Here is a 13,401-nt window from a genome sequence, read left to right as displayed (position 1 = left end):
TTTGGGGGGATGATGCCCGAGACGATGTTACTGGCCCAGATGCTGGGCCTTTTGCTTGTAATCGGGGCGCTGGCCGGTGTCTTGGCTGGATTGCTGGGTGTCGGCGGCGGCATCGTTCTGGTGCCCGCGTTTTTCTATGCGTTCCAAACGCTTGGGTACGGCGGCCCGCAATTGATGCAGTTGTGTCTTGCGACCTCGCTGGCAACCATCATCATCACTTCAATGCGATCCGTCTTGGCGCATAACAAGAAGGGCGCGGTGGACTGGGATATCCTGCGCGGCTGGGGGCCAGGAATTGCAGTTGGGGCCATTGTCGGCGTGCTGGTCGCCTCGGCGCTACGAACCGAAGCGTTGCAGGCGTTGTTCGGAGTGTTGGGTATGGTCATCGGCGCTTATCTGGGCTTGGGCAAATCGGAATGGCGGCTTGGTGATGTGATGCCAAAAGGCGTGAAGCGGGCCGTTTTGTCGCCTTCGGTCGGGTTCCTTTCAGTTCTTATGGGCATTGGCGGCGGCAGCTTTGGCGTGCCGCTGATGAGCCTGTTCAACACACCCATCCACAGGGCGGTTGCAACGGCGGCCGGGTTTGGCGTGATCATCGCCGTGCCTTCAGTTCTAGGCTTTCTATTCTTGGACATAGCGCCTGAACACCGCCCGCCGTTCACAATTGGCGCTGTCAATTTGATAGCATTTGCAATTGTCGTGACCATGACCATGATCACCGCGCCGTGGGGTGTGAAACTGGCGCATGCGATGGATCCCAAACCATTGAAGCGCGTGTTCGCGGTGTTTCTGACGCTGGTCGCCTTGAACATGCTTCGCAAGGCGTTGGGGCTATGACCGATTTTTGGGACAAGGGCTGGATCAGGTTTCCACACGATCCGACACTTGCCCAATGGGTTGAACACGCTTTGCCGCAAGCCCGCGCCTCGGTCACAGATCCAACCTTTGCGGAATGGCTGGATTGCGAAGGCACGTGGTTCATCGGCGTGGATGCGCTGGATAACGATCCAGAGGGCAGGGTGGGGCAATCAGACCTTTTGTCAGGTCAGGCGATGGACTTTATCGCCGAACATTACGGGCGGTTGCCACTGCACAAGGGGCAGGTCTCGGTCGTTTATCCCGGTTATCCCCGCCCACGTCGTGGCGAAAACGATGCCGCCAGCAGATACCGGCGGAACCGTGACGCGGCGCATGTAGACGGTTTGCGTCCCATGGGGCCGGATCGCCGACGACGGGTGGATGAGCCACACGCATGGATCCTTGGCATTCCGTTAACGGATGCAAGCGCGGATGCCGCACCGATGGTTCTGTGGGAAGGCAGCCACAAGATTCTGGGGGCAACCTTTCAGCGTGCCATGGAAGGCCAACCCACGGACAGTCTGCACCAGATTGACGTCACCGACATATATCAGACCGCCCGTCGTGAGGTGTTTGAAACCTGCCCCCGTATCGAACTGCCTGCAAAACCGGGTGAAGCCTACCTGCTGCATCGCCACTGCCTGCACGGCGTCGCGCCTTGGGCCGAGGGGGCGACCGCCGGGCCGGATGGACGGATGATCGCCTATTTTCGTCCGGAATGCGCGGGGGGAGTAGCCGAGTGGATCGAATCCCCGTAACCTGTTGCCATTATTCAGGTTTGGAGGTTTTCGATGATTACGGTTCATACGCATTCTGAAGGGGCCCAGATTGAGGTCGAGCTGTCCGGCGAAGTGACAAGCAAAGATTACAGCGAGACATTGGTCCCCGCGATCGAAGCGGCGTTAGAGGCTCATGATGCGGTGCGTTTGTTGGCGATCGTGCAGCCAGAGTTCAAAGGCTATGATCTTGGGGCCGCGTGGTCCGATACCAAGCTGGGTCTCAGCCACTGGCGCGGGTTTGACCGTATCGCAGTTGCGGCTGATCAGGGCTGGGTGCAGACCAGCATCCGTCTGGCCGCACCGATTCTGCCATGCCCCGTTCAGGTGTTTGAACTTTCGGAACTTGAGGTCGCGCGCCGTTGGATGCGCGAGTCGCTGGGTGCCATTCATGTGACCGATCTGGGCGGGCCCTGCGTGCAGATCAGCCTGATGGGCAAATTGGATCCCGAGGAGTACCAGCAGGCAGAGCGTGATCTGGATACCTTGCTAAGCTCAAAGAACGGGTTCCGTCTGTTGATCGACCTGCGCGAGTTTGACGGCTGGCAGGGGCTGACCGCACTGGCCGCGCATTTCCGCCTGGCCCGAGGGCATGTGGGAATGCTGGATCGCGCCGCTATAGTGGGGGACAAAGCGTGGCAACATATGGCGCAGCGTGTTGCCAGTCACGTTCTGGGTGCCCGTACGCAGTTCTTTCCTTCTGAGGATTTCGAAAACGCAAAATCCTGGCTTGCAGCCGGGTAAGGCGGCGGCCGGCAGAGCGAAAGATTTCGCCTGGCTTTACCATTACGCAAGGTTAAATTTTCGGCTGTTTATTTTTTCTTGATCAGTCGGTCAAAAAAAGATTAAACGTGTTTTAGTCTTCCGTATGACCACTTCGGAAGAACTTAAATGCTGAAGAGCGCCGCTGTGGGTTGCCACTCACTTACGCATGTCGTCGAACTTGATCCCCCCTCGGAGTTCAGACCGACCCGCAGCGGCGCGAATTCAGCCAAAAAGCCAGAAGTGGATATCAGGATTTGTTCATTCGCGCAGCCCGCCCACCGCGCCGTTTGGCGAGGCGGGGTTTGCGTGCAGGCAGATCTTCCATGATTTCGGCACGCTCAACGCTGTCCATTTTCGACCAGCGCGTGATCTCATCAATTGTGCGATAACAACCGGTACAGATGCGCTCGGTCGGGTGCACGACGCATATCTGGATGCAAGGGCTCTCGACCTCGTTCCTTTTCCAGACCATGTTTGTCATCGGTATACCCCGTTGCCCTTAAAGAAAGCGCAGCCTATCCAGCGCTCCTTGTAGAATATAGCCTGCCGCGACGTGATCGATAACCTGTCCGCGACGTTTTCGTGACGTATCCGCCTCAAGAAGTGCCTTTTCCGCCGCGACTGTGCTTAGCCGTTCGTCCCAGAAGCTGATTGAAACCTCGGTCAGACGTGACAGATTTCGGGCAAAAGCGCGGGTCGATTGGCACCGGGGGCCTTCGGTGCCGTCCATGTTTTTGGGCAGGCCGAGTACGACACCACCAATCTCGCGGTCCGCGATGATGTCCAGCAATCGGGCCGAATCCAGGGTGAATTTCTTGCGCCGCACGGTCTCAAGCGGGCTGGCCACGCCGCGCATCCGGTCGGACACGGCCACGCCGATGGTCTTTTCGCCCAGATCCAACCCCATCAGGGCAGTCATAGGGGACAATGCGGCGGCGAAGTCTTCGAACTCGTCGTATATCATTGAGCAATACCTGCCTGAAGTGCGGCAGCGTCGATGATCTCCAGCGCATCGGCGTCTCCGGCAAAGACCGCCATGGCTTCGTTCCTTATGTCGATCGCGCGCTGTCCTTCGCCCAGAACGCCCAGTGCAGCGATCAGACGGGCCCAATCCTCGGGCGCGCCTCCTTCGGTGGCCAACCGGTCGGAGAGCTGATTAACCATGCCTCGGATCATCTCTTGTCGTTCTTCCGGGGTCAGCGAAGCGGCAGCCTCGACGTCATCCTGGCTTGGGCCGGGTCCTGCGGGGGCCGAAACCTCGGGCGCGTTGAACACCCCTGCGCGAAAGGCCAGCTCATCCAGTTGGGCCAAAATTGCGTCGACCCATGGCGCGCCGACCGGTGCGTTGCGCAAGGCGTCGGTCCAGATGCGATACCCGATGTCGGGGCGCCCGACCTGCACCATCATCTGGCCAAGGTAATACAGCGCCGGGCCATGTCGCGGATCGCGTTTTAAAGCTTCGCGCAATGCAGCTTCGGCTTCGGGGGATACATATCCACCCGCCGACAAGATCATCATTTCGGCCAGATGCGAATAAGCGTCTGCAGGGACAGCGTCGCCAGACAATTCGATCACGCGCTGCTGGGCCTTGTAAGCGGCCGAAAAGTTGCCTGCGTTCGCCTCGTGTTGCGCCAAAAGAACATGGCCTTGCAGGTCATCGGGACGCGCTTCGACGGTTTCACGTAACTGCTCCAAAAGCGCCGCATAGCTTTCTTCCAGCTGCGGCAGGGGGGCTGGTGTTGTGGTGGCTTCGAATTCAGCTTGGCTGGGGCGTTCCGCGCGCAAGGTTTCCGCTCGATCAATGCGCAGCGACAGAGGTTGATCCGGCAGCCCCGCCGCACCCATCCGGTCGTACATCCAGGTCGCACCGCCGACCAGGATAAGACCCACGGCTGCGATAGCGGTGACCGAAGCCCAAAGTGGCGGTCCCGGTCGAGTCGACTGTGCCTGTATCTGTGCGTCTGCGGCCAGAATACGGCGTGAAATCTCGGTGCGTACACGCTCGGCATCTGCTTCCCCGATGACACCTCGGGCGAGATCCTTGTCCACGCCCGCCAATTGTTCGCGATAAACACGCAGGTCATAGGCCGCTGCGGGTTCGCGTGTGTCGCGCGCGCGCAGGATAGAATAGCCCAGGAACACTGCAGTCACGGCAGCTGTTAGGATGATCAGGACCCAGAACGACATGGCTTCTCCGAAGTGGCTGCCCTGACTTAGACCTCTCGGCGGGCCGACAAAAGGGACAAATGGCCGCTGGCAGACTTCGTGTCGCAATAATGGGGCCTATGTCGCAATAGTGCGATATTACGGCGTTGAACGGCAGGGGCGCGCTGGCGTTACGCGGCATATCTTCGCGCAATCACCGAACCGGATGGATTCGCCTATGAAACACTATTCAGCCTTTGCTGTAGCGCGCGAAGCGCTGCGCTATCACACCGGATGGGAACGCGCCTGGCGTTCGCCCGAACCCAAGAAGAAATACGACGTGATCATCGTTGGTGCGGGCGGTCATGGTCTGGCCACAGCATATTATCTGGGTAAGAACTACGGCATCCAGAATGTCGCCGTGATCGAAAAAGGCTGGCTGGGCGGTGGTAACACCGGTCGGAACACGACTATCATCCGCTCAAACTATCTGCAGGACCCTTCGGCAGCGATCTACGAAAAAGCGCGTAGCCTGTACGAGGATCTGAGCCAAGAACTGAACTATAACATCATGTTCAGCCCCCGTGGCGTCATGATGCTGGCCCAGACTCAGCACGAAATTCGCGGCTATCAGCGCACGGCACATGCCAACGCTTTGCAAGGTGTGCAGACCGAGTGGATCACCCCTGAGCGCGTTAAGGAGCTGGTACCGATTATCAACATCGACGGCCCGCGCTATCCGGTTCTGGGCGCATTGTGGCAGGAACGCGGGGGCACCGCTCGTCACGACGCCGTGGCTTGGGGATATGCGCGCGCCTGTTCCGCAATGGGCATGGACATCATCCAGCAATGCGAGGTCAAAGGCGTCAGGTCTGAGAATGGCCGCGTTGTCGGTGTCGATACGACCAAGGGTTCGATTGACTGTGACAAGCTAGGTATGGTGGTTGCGGGCCATTCCGGTCAGCTGGCCGAGATGGCGGGCTTCCGTTTGCCGCTTGAGGCGATTGCCCTGCAGGCGCTGGTGTCCGAGCCGATCAAACCCTGCATGGACGTGGTGGTGATGGCCAACACCGTGCATGGTTACATGTCACAGTCCGACAAGGGTGAGATGGTGATTGGCGGCGGCACTGATGCCTTCAACAACTACACCCAGCGCGGCAGCTTCCATCATATCGAGGAAACCGTTCGGGCACTGGTCGAAACTTTCCCGATGATCTCGCGCCTGAAGATGCTGCGCCAGTGGGGCGGGATTGTGGACATGACCGGCGACCGGTCTCCGATCCTGTCAAAAACGCCTTTGGGCGGTTGCTTTATCAACTGTGGCTGGGGCACAGGTGGCTTCAAGTCGATCCCCGGATCTGGATGGGGCATGGCGCAGCTGATGGCCACAGGTCACTCACCGCTGACCGAAGCCTTTACGCTGGACCGCTTCAAAGAGGGCCGCTTCATCGACGAAAGCGTCGCCGCCGGGGTGGCGCACTAACACCCTGGCCCGAAGGTGCCACCTAATAGAATTCTGGTTGGCCACATTGCCAGCCGACCGCCAAAAGGATGACCATATGCTGATCCTGAACTGCCCGTATTGCGGCGTCGACGCCGAAGAATCTGAACTGTCCGCCGGAGGTGAGGCGCACCTGAAACGCTTCGGTCCCGGCTCGTCGGATGGCGAATTCCACGACTACCTGTTCATGCGTGAAAATCCCAAAGGCGTTCATTTCGAACGCTGGCGCCACAGCAACGGCTGCGGCAAGTGGTTCCACGCCGCTCGCTGCACACAAACGCTCGAAGTGTTCGGAACCTATTCCGCCCAGACCACCGAGCCGCCGAAAGAACTCAAGGACGCGATCACTGCAAAGCGCCCTGGCTGGACGTGGAGAGACTACGAATGATCCACGCTGCCATCCCTAATTCCGCCTGCGAAAGGTCAGCAACATGAGCACCCGTCTCGCAAAACAAGGCCGGCTGATTGACCGGTCGAAACAGGTCACCTTCGCCTTCAACGGCACCTCGATGCAGGGGTACGAGGGCGACACGCTCGCCTCGGCCCTGTTGGCCAACGATCAGATGATGATGGGCCGGTCGTTCAAATACCACCGGCCGCGCGGTGTTGTCGCCAGCGGTGCAGAAGAGCCGAACGCCTTGGTTGGCCTGGGTCAGGGCAACCGGTTCGAGCCGAACCAGCGCGCCACAACGACCGAGCTGTTCAATGGTCTGACCTCAATTTCACAGAACCACTGGCCGAACCTGGAATTCGACATCGGTGCCGTGAACACAGCGCTGGCGCGGTTCCTGCCGGCGGGCTTCTACTACAAGACGTTCATCCACCCCAAGCCATTCTGGAAACACGTCTACGAGCCGATCATCCGGCGGTCGGCCGGTCTGGGTAAAGCACCCGACAAGGACAACCGCGACGCAGATACTTATGAGCACTTCTACGCCTTCACCGACGTTCTGGTGATCGGTGGCGGTGTCGCCGGGTTGCAGGCGGCCATGGCTACGGCCGAGACCGGTGCCAAGGTTCTGCTGATCGAGCAAACCGCGCATTGGGGTGGGCGTGCTCCGGTCGATGGCGGGACCATCAATGATGAGCCTGTGGATAAGTTCGTGGAACAAATGGTTTCCAAACTGGAAACAATGGACAACGTTATCATGCGCAACCGCTGCATGGGCGCGGGCGTCTATGACCATGGTTATGTGCTGGGGTATGAGCGTCTGAACGACCATAAACCGGGCACACAAGGTCCACGCCATCGCCTGTGGCGTATCCGGGCCAAGCAGGTCGTCACTGCGACAGGCGCAATCGAACGTCCGCTGTCATTTGCGGGCAATGATGTGCCGGGCGTCATGCTGGCCGCGGCCATGCGCGACTATGTGGTGAATTGGGGCGTAACCCCGGGCGAACGTGTAATCGTTGCGACCAACAATGACGACGCATATCGCACAGCGATCATCCTCAAACAGGCAGGTGTCGATGTTCTGCGTGTTATTGATGCGCGCGCTGCAGCCGGACCGCTGGCCGAAGAGGCGCGACAGCTTGGCATCCGGGTCGACCCCGGCAAAGCCATTGCCAAAGTCAAAGGCGGCAAGCGCGTTAAAAAGGTCGAAATCTGCAATCAGGAAGGCATCGGTGGCGCTCGCGAAGAAGTTGAGTGCGATGCGGTTGCCATGTCTGGCGGCTGGTCCCCGGTTGTTCATATGTGGTCGCATTGCGGCGGCAAGCTGATTTGGGACGAGGCGCACGCGCATTTCCGCCCTGATCCGGCGCGGCCACCACTTGGGGCGAACGGCGAGGGATTTGTTGTGGCTGCCGGTGCGTCTAATGGCCCTCTGGCATTGGGCGATGTCCTGACGGACGCGCACGCTGCGGGCAAAGCGGCCGCCAAAGCAGCTGGCTTCAAGCCAAAGAACACCAAAGCTCCGGCTGGTGAGGCCACGCAAGAGGCCGCTATGCAAGCGGTCTGGCTGATGCCCGCCAACGCCGAAGTGCAGTTACGCATGAAATCCTGGCTGGACTTCCAGAACGACGTCAAAGTCTCTGACGTGCAACTGGCCGCGCGCGAGGGCTATGAAAGCGTCGAGCATACTAAGCGATACACTACACTGGGTATGGCGACAGATCAGGGTAAATTGAGCAACATCAACGGTCTGGCGATCCTTGCTGATGCATTGGAGTCGGAAATTCCGAAGGTTGGCACCACCACCTTCCGCCCGCCGTATACCCCTATCTCGATGGGTGCGATTGGCGGCGAAGCGCGGGGTGAGGTGTTCCAGCCGATCCGTCAGACACCGATGCATGACTGGCACGACAAGAACGGCGCCGATTGGGAACCGGTCGGTCACTGGCGCCGGACCTATGCCTATGTGCGACCCGGCGAATCCGTGCATGACGCCGTGAATCGCGAGGTGAAGAACACACGTGATAATCTCGGTCTGCTGGATGCCTCGACACTTGGCAAACTGATCGTCAAAGGTCCCGATGCCGGTAAATTCCTGGACATGATTTACACCAACATGATGTCCACGCTGAAGATCGGCAAATGTCGCTATGGCCTGATGTGCTCGGAAAACGGGTTCCTGATCGATGATGGCGTTGTCGCCCGCATCGACGAGGATACCTGGTTGTGCCACACAACCACCGGCGGAGCTGAACGCATCCATGCCCATATGGAAGAATGGCTGCAGACCGAGTGGTGGGACTGGAAAGTCTACGTCGCCAACGTGACCGAGCAGTACGCTCAGGTGGCAGTGGTCGGCCCCAATGCCCGCAAGCTGCTTGAAAAGCTGGGCGGCATGGATGTCAGCGCTGAGGCGCTGCCATTCATGGAGTGGCGGGATGGGCAGATCGGTGGTTTCGATTGCCGTGTCTACCGGATTTCATTCTCAGGTGAACTGAGCTGCGAAATCTCGGTCCCGGCCAGCCAGGGGCAAGCCTTCTGGACCGCTCTGATGGAGGCAGGCAAAGAGTTCGGAGTGATGCCGTACGGCACCGAGTGTCTGCACATCCTGCGGGCTGAAAAGGGCTTTATCATGATCGGGGACGAGACCGACGGCACCGTGATCCCGCAAGATCTGGGGCTGCACTGGGCGCTCTCGAAGAAGAAAGAGGACTACCTCGGTAAACGCGCCCATTCGCGCAGCCACATGGCCGATCCAGACCGCTGGAAACTGGTCGGTCTTGAGACTGTGGATGGTTCTGTCATCCCTGACGGAGCTTACGCAGTCGGTGAGGGCGTCAACGCCAACGGTCAGCGTAACATGATCGGTCGCGTTACCTCGACATATTACTCGGCCAACCTCGGAAAAGGCATCGCCATGGGTCTGATCAAGCACGGTCCAGACCGCATGGGCGAGATCGTCGAATTCCCGGGCACCGATGGCAAAACCTACAAAGCTAAGATCGTGGACCCGATCTTCTTCGATAAGGACGGGGAGAAGCAGAATGTCTGAACCCATCAGCGCACTGAACCACGCAAGCTATGATGGCATTGCCAAGGTCCAGGAATGTGGCCTGCAGGGCATGATTACCCTGCGCGGCGACCTGTCCAACAAGGTGTTGGCCAAGGCCGTCAAGAACGCAACGGGTCAAAAAATGCCCGGTCAGCGCGAAGCTCTGGTCGACGGTGAGTCCGGCGTTTGCTGGATGTCCACCGATGAATTACTGGTGCTTGTTCCCTACGCCGAGGTTGAGGCCAAACTGGCGACCATGACCAACGCGCTGAGCGGTACACACGCGTTGGCCGTCAACGTCTCGGACGCCCGCGCGGTGTTCCGTATCTCGGGCAGCAATGCGCGTGAGGTGCTGGGCAAACTTGCCCCGGTGGAGCTGTCGGCTGAGGCATTTCAGCCAGGTCAGATCCGCCGTTCGCGTCTGGCGCAGGTGGCAGGGGCGTTCTGGATGGATGACGCCGATACCTTCCGTGTTGTCTGTTTCCGGTCGGCCGCAGACTACGTGTTCAAGCTGCTTAAAGTTGCGGCGCAGCCCGGCAGCGAAGTCGGGGTTTACTGAACCGAAGTGAAGTGAAAAGCCCCGGCCACACCGGGGCTTTCTTTACCCGGTGGTTACGCTGCATACTCCGGAACCATAAGGCTTGTTAGAAGCGCTTATGTGCGCAAAACTGGCGCGGACTTTGACCGTGTTTTTCGCTGAATTAAGATTTGCCTGATATTTCATACGCAGGCTTTGCCCTTCGCTTGACCGGAGGTCGACGTTCCAAAACATGCGGTATTCGCCACTGTTTTTCACTTTGAGTTTGGCGCTGGTCCAATCGTGATGGCCGCTGACAACTATGGCTTCACGAGTGTTGGTGTCTACCTGAAAGTGATACTCGGGCGCGATCCAGCCATGGCCGTCCGTCTTCGTAATTTCACGTTTGTATTCGACGGTACCAGCTAAAGCTGATTGCGCGGAAACGATCATCACAGCAATCGCCGTAAGCGAAGCTTTCATTTTTGTTATTCTTCAAACTATTCCGCGGGTGCACTTCAACCAGCTCACGCTTGGGTTGCAAGTGGGGAAACACCTACTTCGGCGGGGCTAATGGCCGCATTCTAGCCAGTAAACAAAACCGTACGGTACCGTGTCATTTCCGTTGGGCTGAGGGCTTTCTGAACATCCAGCGGGCATCCGGTTTCGTCAGTAATTTCAGAGTAAAAGGAGAGACTGTTCAGCAGGTCCGATGTCTGCCGGTGTCTGTCCTCTTCAGCCAAAAGAGGCGAGTGGAGCGAGAGGTAGAGAGTGGGTCGCGTCCGTTTCAACCAGGGCAGGATCGTTGGCAGTACAAAAAACTCAGCCCCCTCAATATCCATCTTGACCAGAGAGACACTCGACAGGTCATTCGCGGCCTCGAACTGGTCCCATGCGATCGTCAAGGCGTCATTACCATGTGTTCCGTCATGCAAAAGTGAGCTGGTGGAATCGCCCGGCTCACCGCGCACCGATGCCATGCGGGCCACTCCGAACTGATCCGACAACGCCACGCCAAAGGCCGAAACGTTGTGGATGTCGTTCAGGTCGAGGTTCCAGGCCAAATGCCGAAAAGCCGTCGGGTCCGGTTCGAAACACCAGACGTGCCGCGCCTTGCGTGCACCGTACAGGACCGTGGGGCCAATCCACGCGCCGATGTCCAGATAATCCCTATCTGCCGACAGGTATTTGTCGAGTACCGCGAAGGTTTCAGGCTCCCATTTGCCATCAGACGCCTTGCGCCAAAATTTCGAATGATAAGGGTCCAGCCGAAACGGCTCGCCACTCAACTGGCCCGCATAGTATCCGCGGGCGCGGTAAAACATCTTGCGCGCCTGTGTAAGCATCGCCTGCCTCCGGGTTTTCTTGTCTCGGCTCTTGACCTGCGGCGGCTGCCAAAGCATTTAACCTTGGGAACCGCAACTTACATTTTTAACAGGGGGCCGATATGGCTTTTGAACTTCCTGATCTTCCTTATGCACATGACGCGCTGGCAGCCAAGGGTATGTCCGCGGAAACACTGGAATATCACCACGACCTGCACCACAAGGCCTATGTCGACAACGGCAACAAGCTGATCGCTGGCACCGAGTGGGACGGCAAGTCGCTGGAAGAGATCATCGTTGGCACCTACGACGCAAACGCCGTCGCGCAGAACGGCATCTTCAACAACATCAGCCAACTGTGGAACCACAACCAGTTTTGGGAAATGATGGGCCCCGGCGGCAACGCGATGCCCGGTGACCTGGAGAAAGCCCTGACCGAGAGCTTTGGCTCGGTTGACGAGTTCAAGTCGCAGTTCAGCGCGGCTGGTGCCGGTCAGTTCGGCTCGGGCTGGGCGTGGCTGGTCAAGAACGCAGACGGCTCGCTGGCCGTGACCAAGACCGAAAACGGCGTGAACCCGCTGTGCTTCGGTCAAACCGCTCTGCTGGGTTGCGACGTGTGGGAGCACAGCTACTACATCGATTTCCGCAACAAGCGTCCGGCTTACCTGTCGAACTTCCTCGACAATCTGGTAAACTGGGAAAACGTTGCATCGCGGATGTGATTGTTAACCCGATAAGGGTTTATCAAGGGCCTGCTGGCGGTGAAGTCGGCAGGTCTTTTTTATTTAGATGGGTGTTTCTGAAGGTGATGCGGCGTTTTGCAATCGGCGTCGAATGGCGGCAGTGAGCCCAATGTTTCGAATGCTGTGACTGGTATTGGCGTTTGCTGTGTGCGGTAAAGCGGACTTCAAAAAAGTTGATCGAACAAACCAAAGTAGAGCTATACCTAAACCAACATGTTTCCGTTCCAGTTGCCGCGTTGCCGCCCCTCGTTTAACGAAAAACATCGGTAACTAGTGAATGCGTAGGCCCCCCAGTTATTTACCAAGCGTTACTCTTCTAAAAGTTCCCGAATATTGGCATCTAACTGCGCCGTGAAACCTTTGTCATTGCCTGGGTTGGCAGCGCAATGGCCCCAAGGGGAATTGTAAGGGCGGAAGACGGCGCGAGGTATGTGGTGGGCCTCAATTTCGTTGTCCTCGGGAGGGAAATATAGATCCTGAGTACAAGGCATCAGAATGGCACGAGCCTTGATGGCACCTAGCGCCAGTTCAAAATCTTCATTGTAAAGCGGCCCGGCTGAGATGTCGCCTGCCTGCCAAGTGGCAAGCTTTGCCAGTAAGTTGTTGGCATCCCAGCCCTGCACATGGTCCTGCTCCCAATCCTGCATCAGTTCTTCAATGGATTGAAATCCCAGCTGCCGATATAGCCCCTCGCGATAGAAGGTCTGAGAGAAGGCCCAGCCTGCGTAAACCCGGCCAAAGGCGCTAAGCCCAGCCTCGGGTGGGCTGTCATAATTACCGCCGTTCCAATTCTGATCCGCACAAAGGGCGGCCTTGACCCCTTCGAGGAAGACAAAATTATGCGGTGAGGTCTTGGCCGAGGCGCAGAAAGGCAGGATCGCTTGGACCATGTCCGGGTATTGCGCCGCCCACTGGTAGGATTGGCAGCCCGCCATTGACCAGCCAGCGACTAGGGCGATTTTCTCGATCCCCAGGTGATCATGGATCAACCGATGCTGGGCAGCGATGTTGTCCCACATCTGCACCAGCGGAAATCGCGGGCCGTCCTGCGGCGCAGGCGTATTCGATGGCGACGATGAGCGACCATTGCCGAACAGGTTCGGGCTGACGATAAAATGGCGGCTTGGATCAATCGCGCGACCTGGGCCAAAGAACCCCTCGTTACGGGAATTAGTGCCGGTATAAAAGGTGGGCAGAACGATGACGTTGTCACGGGCGGCCGACATTGTACCGTAGGTCTGATAGGCAAGCTTGGCATCCTTCAATACCTTGCCCGACAAAAGCGGAAAGTCGCCCAGCTCGTAGATCTCAAAATCCGGCACCGC

The 13,401-nt window shown here is 58.2% G+C and carries 14 protein-coding genes; 8 read left to right on the top strand and 6 right to left on the bottom strand.

Annotated elements, in window-relative coordinates:
- Nucleotides 1-12 precede the first annotated feature (12 nt).
- The 3 genes from AC2FIO_RS08425 to AC2FIO_RS08415 are packed head-to-tail and all read left to right on the top strand — an operon-like array spanning nt 13 to nt 2,378.
- Nucleotides 13-837: a sulfite exporter TauE/SafE family protein gene (locus AC2FIO_RS08425; protein WP_282151560.1), complete on the top strand. Its 825-nt coding sequence runs from the start codon at nt 13-15 to the stop codon at nt 835-837.
- A complete protein-coding gene (locus AC2FIO_RS08420; protein WP_496696902.1) occupies nt 834-1,616 on the top strand; it encodes a hypothetical protein in 783 nt (260 codons plus the stop codon). The genes AC2FIO_RS08425 and AC2FIO_RS08420 overlap by 4 nt, the downstream gene beginning before the upstream one ends.
- A 33-nt stretch (nt 1,617-1,649) precedes the next feature.
- Nucleotides 1,650-2,378: a SpoIIAA family protein gene (locus tag AC2FIO_RS08415; RefSeq protein WP_496696900.1), complete on the top strand. Its 729-nt coding sequence runs from the start codon at nt 1,650-1,652 to the stop codon at nt 2,376-2,378.
- A gap of 268 nt (nt 2,379-2,646) precedes the next feature.
- Here AC2FIO_RS08415 and AC2FIO_RS08410 read toward each other — a convergent pair whose 3' ends face one another.
- From AC2FIO_RS08410 to ccmI, 3 genes are read right to left on the bottom strand one after another with little or no spacing between them, the layout of a single operon-like run.
- Complete coding sequence (locus AC2FIO_RS08410; protein WP_058274068.1) at nt 2,647-2,880, bottom strand: DUF1289 domain-containing protein; 234 nt, start codon at nt 2,878-2,880, stop codon at nt 2,647-2,649.
- A gap of 18 nt (nt 2,881-2,898) precedes the next feature.
- Nucleotides 2,899-3,363 carry a Holliday junction resolvase RuvX gene (gene ruvX / locus AC2FIO_RS08405; protein WP_058278324.1) on the bottom strand — a complete coding sequence of 155 codons (465 nt, stop codon included), beginning with the start codon at nt 3,361-3,363 and terminating at the stop codon, nt 2,899-2,901.
- Complete coding sequence (gene ccmI, locus AC2FIO_RS08400) at nt 3,360-4,586, bottom strand: c-type cytochrome biogenesis protein CcmI (RefSeq protein WP_496696897.1); 1,227 nt, start codon at nt 4,584-4,586, stop codon at nt 3,360-3,362. Before ccmI ends, ruvX begins: the two co-directional genes overlap by 4 nt.
- Before the next feature lie 196 nt (nt 4,587-4,782).
- Between ccmI and AC2FIO_RS08395 the strand changes: the two genes are divergently transcribed.
- The 4 genes from AC2FIO_RS08395 to AC2FIO_RS08380 all read left to right on the top strand — a co-directional run bounded on the left by AC2FIO_RS08395 (nt 4,783) and on the right by AC2FIO_RS08380 (nt 10,050).
- Entirely contained in the window at nt 4,783-6,027 is a 1,245-nt protein-coding gene (locus tag AC2FIO_RS08395) for a sarcosine oxidase subunit beta family protein (protein ID WP_108860433.1), read from the top strand.
- Nucleotides 6,028-6,103: 76 nt separating this feature from the next.
- Entirely contained in the window at nt 6,104-6,433 is a 330-nt protein-coding gene (locus AC2FIO_RS08390; protein WP_282151554.1) for a sarcosine oxidase subunit delta, read from the top strand.
- Nucleotides 6,434-6,476: 43 nt separating this feature from the next.
- Nucleotides 6,477-9,491, top strand: coding sequence for a sarcosine oxidase subunit alpha family protein (locus tag AC2FIO_RS08385; RefSeq protein WP_496696895.1), 3,015 nt, complete (start codon nt 6,477-6,479; stop codon nt 9,489-9,491).
- Complete coding sequence (locus tag AC2FIO_RS08380) at nt 9,484-10,050, top strand: sarcosine oxidase subunit gamma (protein WP_496696893.1); 567 nt, start codon at nt 9,484-9,486, stop codon at nt 10,048-10,050. Before AC2FIO_RS08385 ends, AC2FIO_RS08380 begins: the two co-directional genes overlap by 8 nt.
- Nucleotides 10,051-10,092: 42 nt before the next feature.
- Here the strand turns inward: AC2FIO_RS08380 and AC2FIO_RS08375 are convergent, their stop codons facing one another.
- A complete protein-coding gene (locus AC2FIO_RS08375; RefSeq protein WP_496696891.1) occupies nt 10,093-10,491 on the bottom strand; it encodes a hypothetical protein in 399 nt (132 codons plus the stop codon).
- A 101-nt stretch (nt 10,492-10,592) separates the two neighbouring features.
- The gene (locus AC2FIO_RS08370; protein WP_496696889.1) at nt 10,593-11,354 is read right to left on the bottom strand and encodes an FkbM family methyltransferase; all 762 of its coding nucleotides are present in this window, start codon (nt 11,352-11,354) and stop codon (nt 10,593-10,595) included.
- A 101-nt stretch (nt 11,355-11,455) separates the two neighbouring features.
- On the opposite strand from AC2FIO_RS08370, the gene AC2FIO_RS08365 reads away from it, so the two are divergent.
- Complete coding sequence (locus tag AC2FIO_RS08365; protein ID WP_109311451.1) at nt 11,456-12,055, top strand: superoxide dismutase; 600 nt, start codon at nt 11,456-11,458, stop codon at nt 12,053-12,055.
- 329 nt (nt 12,056-12,384) lie between these two features.
- On the opposite strand, the gene AC2FIO_RS08360 is transcribed toward AC2FIO_RS08365, so the two are convergent.
- Complete coding sequence (locus tag AC2FIO_RS08360; RefSeq protein WP_496696888.1) at nt 12,385-13,398, bottom strand: alpha/beta fold hydrolase; 1,014 nt, start codon at nt 13,396-13,398, stop codon at nt 12,385-12,387.
- Nucleotides 13,399-13,401 lie beyond the last annotated feature (3 nt).

The organism is Ruegeria sp. CDSB086 (assembly GCF_059611065.1).
This window is presented reverse-complemented; position numbering and strand designations above follow the sequence as displayed.

Coding starts and splice junctions, on each gene's coding strand:
- AC2FIO_RS08425 (WP_282151560.1), top strand. CDS start 13: ATGCCCGAGACGATGTTACTGGCCCAGATGCTGGGCCTTTTGCTTGTA.
- AC2FIO_RS08420 (WP_496696902.1), top strand. CDS start 834: ATGACCGATTTTTGGGACAAGGGCTGGATCAGGTTTCCACACGATCCG.
- AC2FIO_RS08415 (WP_496696900.1), top strand. CDS start 1,650: ATGATTACGGTTCATACGCATTCTGAAGGGGCCCAGATTGAGGTCGAG.
- AC2FIO_RS08410 (WP_058274068.1), bottom strand. CDS start 2,880: ATGACAAACATGGTCTGGAAAAGGAACGAGGTCGAGAGCCCTTGCATC.
- ruvX (WP_058278324.1), bottom strand. CDS start 3,363: ATGATATACGACGAGTTCGAAGACTTCGCCGCCGCATTGTCCCCTATG.
- ccmI (WP_496696897.1), bottom strand. CDS start 4,586: ATGTCGTTCTGGGTCCTGATCATCCTAACAGCTGCCGTGACTGCAGTG.
- AC2FIO_RS08395 (WP_108860433.1), top strand. CDS start 4,783: ATGAAACACTATTCAGCCTTTGCTGTAGCGCGCGAAGCGCTGCGCTAT.
- AC2FIO_RS08390 (WP_282151554.1), top strand. CDS start 6,104: ATGCTGATCCTGAACTGCCCGTATTGCGGCGTCGACGCCGAAGAATCT.
- AC2FIO_RS08385 (WP_496696895.1), top strand. CDS start 6,477: ATGAGCACCCGTCTCGCAAAACAAGGCCGGCTGATTGACCGGTCGAAA.
- AC2FIO_RS08380 (WP_496696893.1), top strand. CDS start 9,484: ATGTCTGAACCCATCAGCGCACTGAACCACGCAAGCTATGATGGCATT.
- AC2FIO_RS08375 (WP_496696891.1), bottom strand. CDS start 10,491: ATGAAAGCTTCGCTTACGGCGATTGCTGTGATGATCGTTTCCGCGCAA.
- AC2FIO_RS08370 (WP_496696889.1), bottom strand. CDS start 11,354: ATGCTTACACAGGCGCGCAAGATGTTTTACCGCGCCCGCGGATACTAT.
- AC2FIO_RS08365 (WP_109311451.1), top strand. CDS start 11,456: ATGGCTTTTGAACTTCCTGATCTTCCTTATGCACATGACGCGCTGGCA.